Annotated in this window: 14 protein-coding genes and 1 tRNA gene; 4 read left to right on the forward strand and 11 right to left on the reverse strand. The window is 54.2% G+C overall.

Features of this window, described 5'->3' with window-relative positions:
• Positions 1–60 precede the first annotated feature (60 nt).
• Together ACO079_RS10680 and ACO079_RS10685 are read left to right on the forward strand one after the other, a co-directional pair.
• Positions 61–609, forward strand: a complete 549-nt coding sequence (locus ACO079_RS10680) for a hypothetical protein (RefSeq protein ID WP_421789887.1) — start codon at positions 61–63, stop codon at positions 607–609.
• 1 nt (position 610) lies between these two features.
• Positions 611–1,360, forward strand: coding sequence for a hypothetical protein (locus ACO079_RS10685; RefSeq protein ID WP_421789889.1), 750 nt, complete (start codon positions 611–613; stop codon positions 1,358–1,360).
• Between the two features lie 16 nt (positions 1,361–1,376).
• On the opposite strand, the gene ACO079_RS10690 is transcribed toward ACO079_RS10685, so the two are convergent.
• Both ACO079_RS10690 and ACO079_RS10695 read right to left on the reverse strand, forming a co-directional pair.
• Positions 1,377–2,423, reverse strand: coding sequence for a hypothetical protein (locus ACO079_RS10690; protein WP_421789890.1), 1,047 nt, complete (start codon positions 2,421–2,423; stop codon positions 1,377–1,379).
• A gap of 51 nt (positions 2,424–2,474) precedes the next feature.
• Positions 2,475–3,188: a hypothetical protein gene (locus ACO079_RS10695; RefSeq protein ID WP_421789892.1), complete on the reverse strand. Its 714-nt coding sequence runs from the start codon at positions 3,186–3,188 to the stop codon at positions 2,475–2,477.
• 74 nt (positions 3,189–3,262) lie between these two features.
• Between ACO079_RS10695 and ACO079_RS10700 the strand changes: the two genes are divergently transcribed.
• Positions 3,263–3,940 carry a hypothetical protein gene (locus ACO079_RS10700; protein WP_421789894.1) on the forward strand — a complete coding sequence of 226 codons (678 nt, stop codon included), beginning with the start codon at positions 3,263–3,265 and terminating at the stop codon, positions 3,938–3,940.
• Between the two features lie 6 nt (positions 3,941–3,946).
• Here the strand turns inward: ACO079_RS10700 and ACO079_RS10705 are convergent, their stop codons facing one another.
• The 6 genes from ACO079_RS10705 to ACO079_RS10730 form a co-directional block, all read right to left on the reverse strand.
• The gene (locus ACO079_RS10705; protein ID WP_421789896.1) at positions 3,947–6,835 is read right to left on the reverse strand and encodes an SNF2-related protein; all 2,889 of its coding nucleotides are present in this window, start codon (positions 6,833–6,835) and stop codon (positions 3,947–3,949) included.
• A complete protein-coding gene (locus ACO079_RS10710; protein ID WP_421789898.1) occupies positions 6,832–7,260 on the reverse strand; it encodes a hypothetical protein in 429 nt (142 codons plus the stop codon). Before ACO079_RS10710 ends, ACO079_RS10705 begins: the two co-directional genes overlap by 4 nt.
• Before the next feature lie 106 nt (positions 7,261–7,366).
• Positions 7,367–8,203 carry a DUF4747 family protein gene (locus tag ACO079_RS10715; RefSeq protein WP_421789900.1) on the reverse strand — a complete coding sequence of 279 codons (837 nt, stop codon included), beginning with the start codon at positions 8,201–8,203 and terminating at the stop codon, positions 7,367–7,369.
• A 146-nt stretch (positions 8,204–8,349) separates the two neighbouring features.
• Positions 8,350–8,436 (reverse strand) — tRNA-Leu (locus tag ACO079_RS10720).
• A gap of 53 nt (positions 8,437–8,489) precedes the next feature.
• Positions 8,490–8,789, reverse strand: a complete 300-nt coding sequence (locus ACO079_RS10725; RefSeq protein WP_421789902.1) for a hypothetical protein — start codon at positions 8,787–8,789, stop codon at positions 8,490–8,492.
• A 1-nt stretch (position 8,790) separates the two neighbouring features.
• Positions 8,791–10,020, reverse strand: a complete 1,230-nt coding sequence (locus ACO079_RS10730; protein ID WP_421789904.1) for a hypothetical protein — start codon at positions 10,018–10,020, stop codon at positions 8,791–8,793.
• 185 nt (positions 10,021–10,205) lie between these two features.
• Between ACO079_RS10730 and ACO079_RS10735 the strand changes: the two genes are divergently transcribed.
• Positions 10,206–11,165, forward strand: a complete 960-nt coding sequence (locus ACO079_RS10735; RefSeq protein ID WP_421789906.1) for a complex I NDUFA9 subunit family protein — start codon at positions 10,206–10,208, stop codon at positions 11,163–11,165.
• 15 nt (positions 11,166–11,180) lie between these two features.
• Here the strand turns inward: ACO079_RS10735 and ACO079_RS10740 are convergent, their stop codons facing one another.
• The 3 genes from ACO079_RS10740 to ACO079_RS10750 all read right to left on the reverse strand — a co-directional run bounded on the left by ACO079_RS10740 (position 11,181) and on the right by ACO079_RS10750 (position 13,825).
• Positions 11,181–11,981: an undecaprenyl-diphosphate phosphatase gene (locus ACO079_RS10740; protein WP_421789908.1), complete on the reverse strand. Its 801-nt coding sequence runs from the start codon at positions 11,979–11,981 to the stop codon at positions 11,181–11,183.
• A 284-nt stretch (positions 11,982–12,265) separates the two neighbouring features.
• A complete protein-coding gene (locus ACO079_RS10745) occupies positions 12,266–12,919 on the reverse strand; it encodes a LolA family protein (protein WP_421789909.1) in 654 nt (217 codons plus the stop codon).
• A gap of 54 nt (positions 12,920–12,973) precedes the next feature.
• Complete coding sequence (locus ACO079_RS10750; RefSeq protein ID WP_421789911.1) at positions 12,974–13,825, reverse strand: SMP-30/gluconolactonase/LRE family protein; 852 nt, start codon at positions 13,823–13,825, stop codon at positions 12,974–12,976.
• Positions 13,826–13,885 lie beyond the last annotated feature (60 nt).

Raw genomic sequence — 13,885 nt, forward strand, 5'->3', positions numbered from 1 at the left:
AGACAGAACCGGGTTACGCCATATGGTGAAATTGTCGCGAACCCCGCGCGAGGCAGTCTTATGGGCAACCGTGGCTGCATTCATGATGATCAGGGGCAACTAACCGCAAAGCGTTGGGCGCATCAGGCGTGGGTGTCCTGTCAGCTTGAATTCAAGGGTTGGAAGCGCGAACTGATGACGCCGACCTACTACACCGAGCTTTTCTTCACCGATGAAGCTGTTGCCCTTGCCGCTGGGCACCGGCCGTGCGGCACCTGTCGGCACCGAGCTTATAAGGAATTCCAAATCGCATTTGCGAAAGCCTTTCCTGAATTCGGCGAAAGACCGAAACCCGACCAGATGAATAAAGTTCTCCATCGGGATCGCGTGAATTCGTTTTCAAAAGAACAGGTTACGCACAAGGCGGACATTAACGAACTGCCGTTCGGGACTTTCATCGAACCCGAGCCGGGAAAGCCAGTCCTGATCACGCAAGGCGGATATTTGCTGTGGTCATTCGAAGGTTATTCTGAATTCGAAGGCCGTATTGCCGAGAGCGTCACGGTTCTAACGCCCCGGGCCATTGTCAAAGCAATGCAGTGTGGTTATTCGCCCGCAATGGATTGCTGACATGGCATCAGGGTGGAAAGATTACCAAGACTACTGCGAAACGCTGTTCCGGCGGTGGTTGAATGGCGATCCACCCGGCGTTCCATCGCTATGGAAGACCTTTTCGCCAGACCATTGCCCGGAACCGTATCTGGAATTCGGATCGCAAACTGATCCCTTGATCGTTTTGACGACCAATCCCGGTGGTCCCATGGACATTCAAACCCGGGAAGCGATCAAGGTTGGGCTTCGCGACACTGCGGAAACCTATCATGCGGCGCAACAGTCATTGTCGCAGAAGTATGTTGAACTGTTGGCAGGACATCCGGCGGGCGCGCGAATTCAGAAAATGGTTTCGATTGCCAAGGATGCGGGCTTCTCCGGCGTCCGGCAGATTGAAATGATACCTTGGCACAGCGCAGCTTTAAACAAAGCGACTGCCCTGAAGCTGATGAAAGTTGATCCCACGCTTTCCGAATACGGAATCAAGCTGTCAGGTGTTCTGTCACTGTCCACAGCGGTGCTTGGTATAAGCGGCTGTGGCAGAGACCCGAGAGCGACGCCATGGGTCAAGGAAATGATGTCGGTGATAGGGGTGTCAGGAACGCTGGAGATCATTGCCATCAAAGAAAACGCCAATGGTCCGACGGTTTCGTGGGTGCATGGTCGAGACGAGGCAGTATCAAAGGGCGTTGTCTGCACCATGGGTAACAATGGCTTGCCTGACAAAGATGGCTGCAGGCGGTTGGTCGCGTTTGTGAATCAACTGTAGTTTGTCGCCAACTTGGCTATCGATCATCGGATAATGCCAATAAAGCTGAAATAGAATCCTCAACATCTCGGCTGCATTTTCTTATGTCGGCCATATGTTTATCTACTTCAATTATTTCGGGGCATTGCTCTTGAAGTTTTACAGTAATGCCTTTTCGAAAAAGCATGGCTGACAGTTTATTTATGATCTTCTCTGGAACTTCTACATTGTCATGGGTTTCGATTTCGGTCGCTATCAGTTGGCCGCTAAGATCGCGACTGACCGCAATAGCGATCTGACAGCCATCTACCAACCCAGTGTAGAAGGCCTCTTTTCCAACAGCGGCCGGATCATAACGCATTGAAAGACAGTTATTCATCTCCATGCCAGCGACATGAAAATCGGTCATGGTTCTGAGCTGTTTAAGGCCTAGAGACAATAAGTCTGGACCTTTAGGTAAGACGATCTTGTTATCTATTATGTGATCGCGTGCCTTATCCCAGAGGTCTTCCACATCTCGTGCTTTAATCAACTTTTCCATGAATCCGTATTTGTCGGAACAGTCGTTATACAATCGCCCCATGAGCCTTGTTAGCGATGGTTCAGGCGCTAACTCGACTATCTCTGTCAGGCGCAATCCTACGGGAAGCCCTGCAACACAAATCACCCGATCTTCGTCAATTCTTGGCCTGTGTCTGAGTAGCTTCGCAGACACTTCGCAGGAGCTGATTGTCAAAAGTGACTGATACCCTGCTTCCGACCACATCGGTAAAACCATCTTCTTGATGAATTGCGGTGAAAGCAGCGGGAAACGGTCTGACCAACTCCGGACCCGGCACCTCCATGATGTTGACGCTGCACCAATCTGAATTCGTGAGAAATCGCCCTGATCAATGGCATCAATGACCATGGTATGAAGGCAGGCGGCTGACATTGAAAGTGCTTCCCGATGGGGGAAGGGGTCAGCCATCGCGAGGCGAGTAGCCCAGTCGCCTGCAACAAGTTCAAGACTGCTTGAAACCCGCGGCGACACGGATTCAGAATCATCAAACCAATCATCTTCGGCGAAATTGTATTTGGCCATGAGTCGCGACAATCGGAATAATTGTGGCAGACTCGGGGCAGATAGATTGGCTTACTTGGCCAACGCAATCCGCGCGACTTCGACAAACTTTTGATACATGTCTTGATCTTCAATCGCCGGATACTGGGGGTGCCAGAAATCAACAACAGTTGTCCGGTCATTCACGATGAACGAGTGGAAGTTTCCCGGCATGATCGGCAAGTTCGTTATGCGTTCGTTGGCGAATACAAAGCCCTTGAGCCCGTCATAAACGCCCTCTCCACAGCAAACGATGATGTCTGGTTGGTATGCTCGTAGCTGTTCCAATAGCAGACCAGCATCGTATTTTGCGGCGTCCACGATAGTCTTATAATCGGATTTAGAGCGGCCCGCGATTTTCTTCACGTTGACTGCGGCTACCGATTTCAAATTCGATCTCCGCATCTCGGATGAAGAAGGTGGCAATTCGTCAAATGGAACAGGCTTGCCTTCAATCAGGCTTCTTAAGGCGATTGCCCACCTAGCCAGATTGTCCCACGTTGCTGGACGCCCTCCGTCTTCGCCAACAAACTGACGGATATCACTTTCCTCGTAGGTATAATCGATGGCCTCGCCATCACCTAAGGGGTCGTTGAACTCTTTTAGTGCAAAGACCACTTTCAGCGCTGAAGCATTATAGTCGGGTGGAGAAATGACGCCGTCTTTGACGATATGTCTTTCCCCATTTTGCCGGTTCCGTTCATTCCATCGACGAAACAATTCATCTTCGAAAAATGTGATATCCATTTTGTGTCTTCCAATCTGCAATGTTCAAATTGCAGAAGGCTCATAGTCTGCCAATTAGCAATTGGGTGGCGATCATGGACGCAGTTGAAGCACGATACATATTTCTGAGAGAAAAGCAGAAAGCTATTCGTGAAGGTTTTTCCGACGAACTTGGCCTGCGGGTTCACCGGGCACTTAGTTGGGTTGGCCGTGCTGAAGAAGCCGTAGATCAGGACGACCTTGATGGCGCATTCATTTTTTACTGGATTGCGTTCAATGCCGCCTATGCCGGTGAATTACCGGAAGATGCAGATGTTTCGTTGAGCGAAAGGGAGCTATTGCGGGATTACTTTTCAGCGCTTCTGTTGGCTGATTCAAATCGGCGAATATATGGGGCAATCTGGCAGAAGTTCAGCGGGCCGATCCGGGTGCTGCTGGATAATCCATATGTCTTCTCACCATTCTGGAAATCGCAGCGGTCGGCAGACAAGAACAGCTGGAAGCCGCGTTTCGACTTAGCGGCAAACAGAGCCCGCACGGCAATCGAAAAGGGGGATGCCCAGATCGTATTGGAGATTGTCTTCGACCGCCTTTACGTGCTTCGAAACCAGCTTGTGCACGGCGGTTCCACATGTCGCAGTTCGGTGAACCGGGATCAGGTTGGCGACGGGGTTCGGATACTTGGATGGCTGGTGCCGGTCTTCATTGATTTGATGATGGACAATGCCGGTGAAGATTGGGGGCGGCCCTATTATCCGGTTGTGACTGCATAGGATTGTTTATCCCACTGACCAGCGGATTACGAACAAATCCTGCATGATCGGCTTCCGATTCAATCCATCTGCTACGTCATCGAGCATTTCTTCGACCTGCTGACGGATTTTACGTCGCTGATCATATTGGCTGAGAACGAGATCATCCCTTTCGCCTTCCTTCTTCTTGATCTGTTTCCCCAAGGCCAGCTTCTCTTCCATGGGCAGGCCTGCCGCCCGGCGTTGTTTCTTCAGTTCCTTGATTTCTTCCTCGACATCCTTGATGCGGGCTTTGAATTCGGTTTCCAAATCCTGCGCATATTCATCGAGCCGCATTTCTTCTTCTTCCAGCCAGACGGCGTTTTCGGCATTCACCTGATCGGAAAACTTCTGGAACTGTTGATCGCGAACCGACTGTAAAAGCTGCATGGGTCGTGCCCCCTCTGCAGGCTTTGAACCCTTTGCTGGCACCCAGAACATGCGGTCAGCTGTGTCAGCCTGAACCTCTTCACCATCGTCGGTGATGCATGCGGTAATCATCTCTTCCCGCACCGCATTTGGCGTATCAATACGGGCCTTGGCCGCCAGCATCCACCCGGAACGCCCCTTCAAATTCTTCACGTCAACAATCTGACCCGCGAAGGGGTATTGATCAGGCAGGAATGTTATGTGGGCAGGCTGATTGGTAAGGTCATAGCCCTTCGCCCTGTCCACAACTTCGGACGCGAGATTGCCGTCGGATAAACGGAAGAACTGCCAGTCATTCTCGTCGGCGATTGGCCACTGGGTCGTATAGACCTTGTTGTTATATTCAAACCGTTGGCCCCCGGGATCAGGGAAAACGGCATCGGGTAATTCCGCTTTGGCGACGGTCAACAAGCGCCGTGTGAAGTCATTAAGTGATTGATTGATGTCCAGTTCGCTGTCCTTCAGGCGGGAAACAACGGCCTGATCAAGTTCTTCAAGGACCTTCGCCCGTGCGGCTTGCATCTCTGCATCGATCTGATCTTGGATTTTCTCTTTCAGCAGGTCGAATTCCAGCTGAATCTGCGCATCGTCCCGGGCATTCTGGACAATGTCCAGAACAGCTTTCTCGAAGTCGACCCCACTTTCTATCGAACCAAGGATTTCATCGCTGGACCCGAACACACCGTCAAACAGCCGGAACTTCTCATCCAACAATTCATGAATCCGTTTCTCGGCCGCGTTCGACAGGTTCAACATGTTGACCACAGTCACATCGATCTTTTGGCCATATCGATGACAACGGCCGATCCGCTGCTCGACCCGTTGCGGGTTCCATGGGAGATCGAAATTCACCACCATTGAACAGAATTGCAGGTTGATACCTTCAGCACCGCTTTCTGTTGCAATGAATATGGACTTCTCATCGCTTTTGAAGGCTTCAACCAGTGCCTGCTTCATGTCAGCGGTTTTCGATCCGGAAATCTTGTCTGTGCCTTTGTGCTGTTCCTTCCACGCAGCGTAAATCGCGCGGCTATCAGGGTCGCTGTTCGACCCGTTCAGAAGGACAATCTGGTCGTTGAAACCATTCTGTTCGAGAAGTTTCGCAAGATAGTGTTGAGTCCGAACGCTTTCGGTGAAGATCACGGCTTTGCGTTGACCACCCTTCTGCACAATTTCATCAAGGGCCGAAGGCAAACGTGATTTCAGAACGTCGCCTTTCGCGTTGCGGCCAATGCTTTCAGCAAGTTCAAGAAAGCCTTTCAGAAGATCGATTTCTGCCTGCAGTCGTTCCGGATCAACATATTCTGGTTGGTCATCATCATCTGGCTGCAACGACTCAAGCCCATCATCGAAGGAGTCGAATTCACCGCCATATTCTTCAATGATGTCATCAAAATCATCGAGATCATCAATGATCGACGTATTGACTTCCTGACGCTGCTCCAATCGTTGAATCAGGCGCCGCAAATAATGGGTAACGGCAAAGGTTGATGACCCGAGTATCTTTCTGACCTGCAAGACAACAAGTGCATTCGCCCGGTCTCCGTATGCGACCGTGTCGTTCCTTTTCAGGAATGTCGACACCTTGTTGTAGAGTTCCCGTTCATCATCATTCGGGTCGAAATTGAATGTGATGGCGTTACGGGCCGTATAATTGATGTGACCTGCTTCCTGAACCTGTCGTCGAAGCGTGCGGTGACAGATCGGTGCCAGTCTGGCTTTCAGCCGTTCAAGGTTCTCTGGCTTTGTCCCCACGCCCGTAAACTGAACCCGGAAGGAATTCGGGCCGCCAAAGTGGGTCTCATCAATGACGGAAACTAAGCCGAACAATTCCATCAGTGAATTCTGCAACGGCGTGGCGGTCAGCAATATCTTGAAAGGGTTCTTCAGGGCATCCCGCAGGGCGGTCGCTCGCTTTGAAGCGCCTTTCTTGTATACGTTCCGAAGCCGGTGGGCTTCATCGAACACGACCAGATTCCACGGAACCGGACGAATTTCTTCTTCTTTTCCAGCTGCGAATTCGTATGAGGCGATGATCACGCCCTGCGTATCATGGAAAGGACGTTTGATGCCCTTCTTGAGCAAATCCCGATAGACCTTTGCGTCGATGATCGTGCTGGGGATTGAGAACTTCTCCGCCAATTCCTGTTCCCACTGCTTTCGCAAAGACGCCGGGGCAATCAGAAGAATTCGTCTTTGTTGTTCAGCCCATCGTTGGGCGATCACCATTCCGGCTTCGATGGTCTTACCCAGACCGACTTCGTCCGCGATCACCACACCCTTCGCCAATGGTGACTTCAATGCGAACAGGGCAGCTTCAACCTGATGCGGGTTCATATCCACGCGTGCTGACGAAAGCGATTTCGCAAACGCATCCTTATCCAGACCCGCCAGCGTGATGTGGTGGGCCAAATAGTGGGCATGGTGTTTCGTGAAAAGGGCGTTCATTGGCGATTGATGCGGTCCTTGAAAGGAACATGGGCGCGCGGCCGCTGACGAGCCAGCGCATTTAGCACACGGCCCAGCATGAACAATCGCATCCCTAGGGATATCGCCATGGAAAGACTGTAGATCAATAAGAAAAACCCAATATACGATATGAAAATCATGTCGCTATATTTCACTACAATGAATACTATAATTGCGACCGACTGTATAAAAACGAAATGAAACATTGATGCCAGCTCCTTTACAAACAAGGAGTCATCTTTGCCCTCGCCAAATATCCGTTTGAATTGTTCCGTGCCCGCAACGGCCAACAAGATCGCCATACCGCCGAGCGTAAATCCGAGGAGGCTAGGCAGGATGGCAAGGCCTATGTCAGGCCATAGAAACGACCCGCTTTGATCCCGCTGGGCAGCGGCACGGCTCATTAGAAGGGTCAGGCCCAGCGAAATAATCGCATAAGGAGAAAACAAGAGCGACCGAAGTCCACCATATAGCCGCCAATATGATTTATATCCCTGAACAAAATTTCTGTCAGAGAATGATGTTACGAGCCAAGCTGAGAGCGCGCTCCACAAAGCTTTGATCTTCTTCCACAATAGTTGGGAAAGTTGCTGGCAACGCTTCAGTAGATCGTTGGTCTTTCTCTCCATCAGCCTTGCCTTTTGTTGTAACTTTTCCGTTCATGGCCGCTACTGCAGCAAGACCCTTTGTCTTGTCGTTGGGCTTAATACCGGTCTTTCTGTCTGCGGCCTTGTATACCAATTTCTGCCGCGAAACCCCTTGCCCATCCAGATCATCAAGCAAGTCTTGATATTCACCAACATCGTTATTTGGCCGAACTATCTGAAGTTCCAATTCCCATATAACCGGCAGAGCCAGAACGTGTTCGACTGCACCGCGACGTGGAACGACAGTGCAGTCGACCTGCGTTTCGCTCTCCAACAGCACTTTCGCAAACACCCGGTCCAGAATGCGTTTCGCCCTTGAAGGCGATAAAGAGTCGCCGCGCTCGTTTTTCACTTCGAAGAAGAAGGTATGGTCGCTTTCTCGGAAGGTATACACATGGGCGTGAAGGTTGAAGCCGACATCGCGCGGGATACTTACGTCCAACTCGTCATAAGAGACTTCAGTGTTGCTGGATTTCTTTATGCCGGGTTTGGTCCTATCAATTTCCGTCCAGATTAGAATTCGACCTTGAAAAAAACCTTCTCCACGGTCCTGTGGCTTGGTCAACTTGGCCTTTTGCTGGCCCCAGTAGTCTATCTCGACATCAGCCGATCTGGAAAAAACATCCCGATAGATGCCAGTCGGATGCGGATGGGCGGCGACGTTCAATGCGCCAAGGATAAGAGTATTTTCTCGCGCCATGTTTGGTTCCCGCTAGAAACAACCGTTCAGGTTGTTTTGGCGGTGTCAAAGAGCGAGATCAAGCTCAATTGATGGTCGCGATGATGGTTGGAGGGGGTTGCCAGTTCCCGATGGGCATTATTTTACAACGCTTTAGCGTTGGAAAATGGTGCCCAGGAGAAGACTCGAACTTCCACGCCCATACGGGCACTAGCACCTGAAGCTAGCGCGTCTACCAATTCCGCCACCTGGGCAGGTAACAGGGCGCGGGATTTACGAACCTCTCGCGCGTCTGTCAATTCGGCTATCAGCCTTTTGCTTTCGCAACCGCTTCGCTGATGGCTTGCGCGTCTTCCGCGCCGCGGCGGACATGCACCAGATCGCCGGGCTCTGCCCAGGCTGGCCGCAAGGAATCAGACGCGAGAATGACGTTGGAATAATCGCCCATCTGGTCCAGAGCGGCCCGATTGAAAAGGCGTTGCGATGCCACATCGTCTTCAAACAGGGCTTGCGGCGCTCTGTCCTTAAGCAGATTTTCCGGTGACTCGCCGATTGGCGGCTCCGGCATTGGCGTCTTGCTCAGCCGCCGGTAACGGTAGCGTTTCATTCTAGTCCCCCATTCCATTCCCCGGGCCACTTCCCGGTTCCGTCGTCAAGGCTTCGATCGGCGCCTTTCGCTTGACCCATTTAAAGCCTTCACGCTTGGTGATGACGGCCGTGTCGACAGGTCCTCCAACCCCCTCCGGTCCCAGCGACATGCGCATCTTAACAGAGGTCAGGTGAACAAGCGACTCAGCCAGCCAGGCCATCTCGTCCGGAGGCATCCCTTGCAAGGTTGATGCAAACGGGCCGAGATGCATGTCCTGAATGTAATCGCGCAGATAATCAAGGAACACCCGGATAAAATCGTCCGACATGGCTGCGTTTTCCAAATTCAGCCGCGCGCGGTCTTCCTCATTCTTTGCAAACTCATTGATCAGCCGGTCCCCATTGGCCCGGATCAGATCCCGGAAAACGGTGAGCGAGTAATCCAGAAACGACGGATCCACGCCATGCACCATGGAGATCATCACGTTGCGGACGGCAAAGGGTAAGACATCGGCCGGGTGGTCAACGGTGATTTGACTGTCTGACCGGGTCGAGACCGCCAGCCGCCCTGCAATGACCCCATCGCTTTCAAGATTGATCAGGGCCGGGAAGGTTTCGTCCCCGCCAAAGCCGGCCACCACAATGCCGGACCGGGCCACGGTTTCGACATCCGCAACCGCCAACCGGTGTAGAAGTCTGGGCAGTTGTTCACGGATATCCTTGGTCATCCGGTCGCCAATGCGCGAGTGCAGCAGGTCATCATACTTCGCCAGGAGTTCGGGAAAATTCTTCCGGAACTCATTTTCCTCAAGGTCCTCGAGGGCGGGATGAACGCGCCGCGCCTCGACATCGGCAATCAGCGGTTCCAGCGATCGATTGACCAGCGCGCTGGCCTCAATGGCCCGCAGGAATGAGGCGGTTTTGGTAAAGACCGCCAGCTCGCTGTCGCGCATCGAGAATCTGTGGAACTGACCCGCGAATTCGAAAAACCGGTGGCCCCAATCCTCGGCCGTCGCGTGAGCCTCATCGCCATGCCGCTCGCGGAATTCCTTGATGATGACTTCCCAGGGCACACGCATAAACTCGGCATTGCCATAAATCATCACGCCGACCGGATGAGACCGCGACAGCTGGAACAGCTTGTCGACACTGTCATAGGTCTTGATGTTCATGCCGGAGCCAAAGGTCGCCTTGGAGTCCGCAGCCAGGGCCACGGCCTGCTTGTTCAGCAAGGCGACTTCTGCGGTCATCGCGTATTATCCCCCTCAACACCCGGTTTTTATCGTGGTTAATTCAAAGCCTAACCATGTATTCCTGACAAGAGGAGTCGGTTCGCGCGCCAAGCGAAGTCGCGCCGCAGTGCCGCATGGACAGGCGGGTTGAATTCTGGTCTATGCGCAAGTGACAGTCGAACTCAGCCCGGAGGCTTTTTCCCATGCTGCGCAACGAAATGATCACCGTTTTTGGCGGCTCCGGTTTTATTGGCCGCTATGTTGTGCGCGCACTGGTCAAGCAAGGCTATCGCGTTCGCGTCGCCACCCGGCGCCCGCATCTGGCGCTGGACCTGAAAGTGACCGGCGTGGTGGGGCAAGTCGAGCTGATCCAGTCCAATGTCCGCAACAAGGACTCTGTGGCCCGGGCCGTCGAAGGGGCGCATGGCGTGGTCAATCTGGTCGGCATTCTGTTTGAAAGCGGCCGCCAGAAATTTGACAGCTTGCAGGCTGAAGGCGCGAGAAACATTGCTGAAGCCGCTGCCACCGCAGGCGTCGCGCGGTTTGTCCAACTTTCTGCAATCGGAGCCGATGCGGCCTCTAAGGCCGATTATGCCCGGACAAAGGCAGAAGGTGAGGCTGCGGTTCAGGCGCATATTCCAGGCGCCGTCATTCTTCGTCCCTCGATTGTGTTTGGCACCGAGGATGGTTTCTTCAACCGCTTTGCCGACATGGCGCGTTTTGCGCCGGGCCTGCCTTTGCCGGGCGGTGGCAAGGTGAAGATGCAGCCGGTCTTTGTAGGCGATGTGGCCGACAGCGTCGCCCATGCGATTGCCGATCCGTCGACCTCCGGCATTTATGAGCTGGGCGGGCCGCGCACCTATACCTATCGCGAGCTGATGGAATTCATCCTCAAGACGATTGACCGCAAGCGCTTGCTGATGCCGGTGCCGATGATGGGCATGTGGTTGATGGGGCTGGGTGGCGAAATATCCGGGGCTTTGCCTTTTGTAGAGCCCTTCCTGACGCGGGATCAGGTCACCATGCTCAAGATAGACAATGTGGTGTCCCCCGACATGCGCGGGCTGGAAGATCTGGGCGTTGTGCCGGAAACAGTTGAGTCCATCGTTCCGGGCTATCTGGAACGCTATCGCCGTTACGGGCAGTTTCATGAAACGGCCTAATTCGCTCGTTTCTCGCTATACCAAAAACCAGAAAATCACTGCGGCCAGCGCGATGCGATAGAGCACGAAGGGCAAAAACCCGACGCGCTCGACGAACCGCATCATCACAGCGATCGCCGCCCAGGCTGACAGGAATGACAGTCCGGCAACGATCAGCCCGTCTCCCAGCGAGGCGCCTGCCTCGCCGCCCTGGGCCAGGTCCAGCCCGGCCACCAGGCCAAAGACAATTATGACCGGAATGGCCATCAGCATGGAAAAACGGGCCGCTTCGCTGCGGGAAAGTCCCAGCGCACGGCCGGCGGTCATGGTAACACCAGAGCGGCTGGCCCCCGGGATCAGCGCGAAAACCTGAGACAGGCCGATCAGGAAAGCGCCGCCATAGCCCAGCTCGGCGGTTGTTTTTGCAGATCGGGCAAAGCGGTCGGCGGCCCAGAGCGGGAGGGCGAACACCAGGGTGGCAATTCCGATGATCAGCGGCGAACGGAAGAGGTCGGTATGGCCGGTCAGATAAAGCGCGCCGCCGGCAATCAGTATAGGCGGCGTGGCGGCGCCGACGAGCAGGGCCAGCCGCCCGCCCGGCGTCATCTTGCCCGACAGCCAGGCGAGTTTGCCCTTGGCGATGTCCCAGAGATCCCGCCAGAAATAGACCAGCACGGCGATCAGACTGCCGGCATGCGCCATCACATCAATCAGCGGGCTTTGATCCTCCAGGCCTGCCGCGATGGGCGCGAGGATTAAATGCGCGGAGGACGAGACCGGAAGGAATTCGGTCAGGCCCTGAACAAGCGCTAGCAGGATGAGTTGCGTCAATGGCATGAACACCCCTTTGCACCGGAATCTCTCACCAGAGCCTTAAATGCAAAAACGCCCGGCCACGAGGGGATGTGGCCGGGCGCTTGCTGTGCGCTGGATAAAAACTCGTGCGCATGTGCCGGGAGGGGGTTCCGGCACGATCGGGACGAAAGATCCGTCAGCGGGGGGACGACGCCAATCCAGCGCCCCGATCAGCCGTTACATTAAAGACACGGCGTGCAGAAAAACTCAAATGAAAAAACAGAAAGGTATTGAATGTGTGATAAATGCAACAAATTGTTTCAAGGCTATTGCCGCCGGGTCCGGCGATCTTCTTCGGGTTCATCCAGTATAAAAAGCCTGGGATTCAAGGACATTCCGGTTTCGACCTCTGACAAAATGACCCGCGTCGTATAGCCCAGCGAATCAGAGACGAACCATTCTTCCAGAGCATAGCTTTCCGGATGAAAGACGAAGAGGGCCTGACCATCCATTTCATCATTGGCATCTGCCAGACCCACATAAAGCCGGCCATCTTCCGTCCAGACGTCTGTTACCCGGGCATCTTCTGACAAATCCGCATCAGGTTTCAAAAGCCACCAGAGCGGGGTTGATCTCAACGGGACCCGGTCCACCGTGTTCAGCGCTGAATCTTCAATCGCGACGGTCGTGCCATCCGCGACCACGAGGAGCGGCGAGGGCGCGTCATAATCAAACCGCAACCGGCCGGGCCTGCGGATGTAAAGCGTGCCGCCTGAGGCGGATCCGTCCGGGGCTATCTGGTCAAACCGGGCCTGATAGGTCTCGATCCCGTTTAACCAGCCATTCACGCCGGCAATCGCGGCCTCGGTATCGAAAGCAGGGGCCTCGATCGCCGCCTCGGCCGGCGGGCTGGCCTCTTCTGGTGAAGGAGCGGCGTCCTGAGCAAACAGGGCCACAGAAAGAAACAAGGTCGTAATCATGAGGCGCATTCTGCCCGTGAAAATACGGCGGCGTCATGGCCAAACCGCAGCGTGTCAGTGGTGATAGCGGATCTGCCAGGCAGAGACCGCACCAGGTGACCAGTGCGGCACGATCAACATGTCGTCCACACGAATGAAATCATTCATATAAATGTCCTGATCGCGGGTATCAGCCAGGACATCAAAAGAGCCATCGCCACGCAAATGGTAGATTTGCCCGGGCCATTCACTGGCCAGATAGGCGCCTTGCCCGTCGGACACGAGCGCATCGGCGCTGCCCAATCCTGTCCCAAGAGGGGTGAGGCTCTGATCAGACAGGGAAAGGCTGGCGAAGACACCCTCCATGGTGACCGTCAGCATGCGGTCTTCCTCAATCCAAAGGCCGTTAATGGCCGACAGGGTGTCGTGTTCGGCCCAGACATGGACCATGCCGTCTTCCAGAACATAGATCCGCGCCGTTCGGCTGTCGGACACGTAAACCCGACCGTCCGGTCCGGCGACGGCATCGTTCAAAAAGCCCGCGCCAGGCGCTGGCCAGCGGTCCGTGATCTCGCCGGTAGTCCGGTCAATACAGACAATCTGGGCAATGTCGGTCACATAGAGGCGGTCGCCCACCAGCGCCATCCCCTTCGGCGCGTCCAGCCCGGTTGCCCATTCCAGGGTTTCGATCTCGCCATCCAGCGTGATCCGCGAAATAAAGCCGTTTCCATCGCGAAACCCGCCCTCACCATTGACGTTCGAAACGAACAGCAAGCCGGTAGCTGGATCGAGCAGCACACTCTCTGGCGAGGAAAAACCGTCCAACCGCCAGGCTTCCACCAGTTCTACACGGGCAATGTCGGAGGGCGCACCTGCCGAACAGGACAAGCAGAATGCAGCCGACAGCGGCACAAGGGCCGCAAGCATTGATGTGTTCACAGCTCTGTTCTGCCCGAGGACGGAGAAGAAAGAACCTCAATTGTGCGT

The sequence above is a fragment of the Hyphobacterium sp. genome (genome assembly GCF_965228115.1).
In the GTDB taxonomy this organism is placed as follows: domain Bacteria; phylum Pseudomonadota; class Alphaproteobacteria; order Caulobacterales; family Maricaulaceae; genus Hyphobacterium.

Bases quoted from the DNA above. Each gene is read 5' to 3' on its own strand.
- ACO079_RS10745 (WP_421789909.1), bottom strand. From the start codon at position 12,919: ATGATTACGACCTTGTTTCTTTCTGTGGCCCTGTTTGCTCAGGACGCC.
- ACO079_RS10700 (WP_421789894.1), top strand. From the start codon at position 3,263: ATGGACGCAGTTGAAGCACGATACATATTTCTGAGAGAAAAGCAGAAA.
- ACO079_RS10740 (WP_421789908.1), bottom strand. From the start codon at position 11,981: ATGCCATTGACGCAACTCATCCTGCTAGCGCTTGTTCAGGGCCTGACC.
- ACO079_RS10730 (WP_421789904.1), bottom strand. From the start codon at position 10,020: ATGACCGCAGAAGTCGCCTTGCTGAACAAGCAGGCCGTGGCCCTGGCT.
- ACO079_RS10750 (WP_421789911.1), bottom strand. From the start codon at position 13,825: ATGCTTGCGGCCCTTGTGCCGCTGTCGGCTGCATTCTGCTTGTCCTGT.
- ACO079_RS10695 (WP_421789892.1), bottom strand. From the start codon at position 3,188: ATGGATATCACATTTTTCGAAGATGAATTGTTTCGTCGATGGAATGAA.
- ACO079_RS10735 (WP_421789906.1), top strand. From the start codon at position 10,206: ATGCTGCGCAACGAAATGATCACCGTTTTTGGCGGCTCCGGTTTTATT.
- ACO079_RS10725 (WP_421789902.1), bottom strand. From the start codon at position 8,789: ATGAAACGCTACCGTTACCGGCGGCTGAGCAAGACGCCAATGCCGGAG.
- ACO079_RS10710 (WP_421789898.1), bottom strand. From the start codon at position 7,260: ATGAGCCGTGCCGCTGCCCAGCGGGATCAAAGCGGGTCGTTTCTATGG.
- ACO079_RS10705 (WP_421789896.1), bottom strand. From the start codon at position 6,835: ATGAACGCCCTTTTCACGAAACACCATGCCCACTATTTGGCCCACCAC.
- ACO079_RS10715 (WP_421789900.1), bottom strand. From the start codon at position 8,203: ATGGCGCGAGAAAATACTCTTATCCTTGGCGCATTGAACGTCGCCGCC.
- ACO079_RS10685 (WP_421789889.1), top strand. From the start codon at position 611: ATGGCATCAGGGTGGAAAGATTACCAAGACTACTGCGAAACGCTGTTC.
- ACO079_RS10690 (WP_421789890.1), bottom strand. From the start codon at position 2,423: ATGGCCAAATACAATTTCGCCGAAGATGATTGGTTTGATGATTCTGAA.
- ACO079_RS10680 (WP_421789887.1), top strand. From the start codon at position 61: ATGGGCAACCGTGGCTGCATTCATGATGATCAGGGGCAACTAACCGCA.